The sequence below is a fragment of the Gordonia tangerina genome (assembly GCF_021556435.1).
Classification (GTDB): Bacteria; Actinomycetota; Actinomycetes; order Mycobacteriales; family Mycobacteriaceae; genus Gordonia; species Gordonia tangerina.
In genome coordinates, this window is sequence record NZ_JAKGCU010000065.1 from 1 (window position 1) to 1283 (window position 1283).

1 rRNA gene is annotated in these 1283 nt (G+C 54.9%); it reads left to right on the forward strand.

Going from position 1 to position 1283, the window contains the following annotated elements:
* A 23S ribosomal RNA gene (locus L1892_RS24570) occupies nucleotides 1-1283 on the forward strand; the annotation flags it as partial.

Sequence of the window (1283 nt, forward strand, 5' to 3'; positions counted from 1 at the left end):
CTGAGAGGTGATGCGTAGCCGTTGCGGCGAATTCCATGATCCTATGCTGCCGAGAAAAGCCTCTAGTGAGTTGGTACACGGCCCGTACCCCAAACCAACACAGGTGGTCAGGTAGAGAATACTAAGGCGATCGAGAGAACTGTGGTTAAGGAACTCGGCAAAATGCCCCCGTAACTTCGGGAGAAGGGGGACCCATCCCGGTGACCGCCCTCGCGGTGTGAGCTGGTGTGGGTCGCAGAGACCAGAGAGAAGCGACTGTTTACTAAAAACACAGGTCCGTGCGAAGTCGTAAGACGATGTATACGGACTGACGCCTGCCCGGTGCTGGAAGGTTAAGAGGACCGGTTAATCACTTCGGTGGTGAAGCTGAGAATTTAAGCCCCAGTAAACGGCGGTGGTAACTATAACCATCCTAAGGTAGCGAAATTCCTTGTCGGGTAAGTTCCGACCTGCACGAATGGCGTAACGACTTCTCTGCTGTCTCAACCACAGACTCGGCGAAATTGCAGTACGAGTAAAGATGCTCGTTACGCGCGGCAGGACGAAAAGACCCCGGGACCTTCACTATAGCTTGGTATTGGTGTTCGGTTCGGTTTGTGTAGGATAGGTGGGAGACTGTGAAACTCGCACGCTAGTGTGGGTGGAGTCGTTGTTGAAATACCACTCTGATCGTATTGGACTTCTAACCTCGGACCCTGATCGGGTTCAGGGACAGTGCCTGGTGGGTAGTTTAACTGGGGCGGTTGCCTCCCAAAATGTAACGGAGGCGCCCAAAGGTTCCCTCAGCCTGGTTGGCAATCAGGTGTTGAGTGTAAGTGCACAAGGGAGCTTGACTGTGAGACGTACATGTCGAGCAGGGACGAAAGTCGGGACTAGTGATCCGGCACCAACGTGTGGAAGTGGTGTCGCTCAACGGATAAAAGGTACCCCGGGGATAACAGGCTGATCTTCCCCAAGAGTCCATATCGACGGGATGGTTTGGCACCTCGATGTCGGCTCGTCGCATCCTGGGGCTGGAGTAGGTCCCAAGGGTTGGGCTGTTCGCCCATTAAAGCGGCACGCGAGCTGGGTTTAGAACGTCGTGAGACAGTTCGGTCTCTATCCGCCGCGCGCGTCTAGAAACTTGAGGAAACCTGTCCCTAGTACGAGAGGACCGGGACGGACGAACCTCTGGTGTGCCAGTTGTCCCGCCAGGGGCACTGCTGGTTAGCTACGTTCGGAAGGGATAACCGCTGAAAGCATCTAAGCGGGAAGCCTGTTCCAAGATGAGGTTTCTCACCACC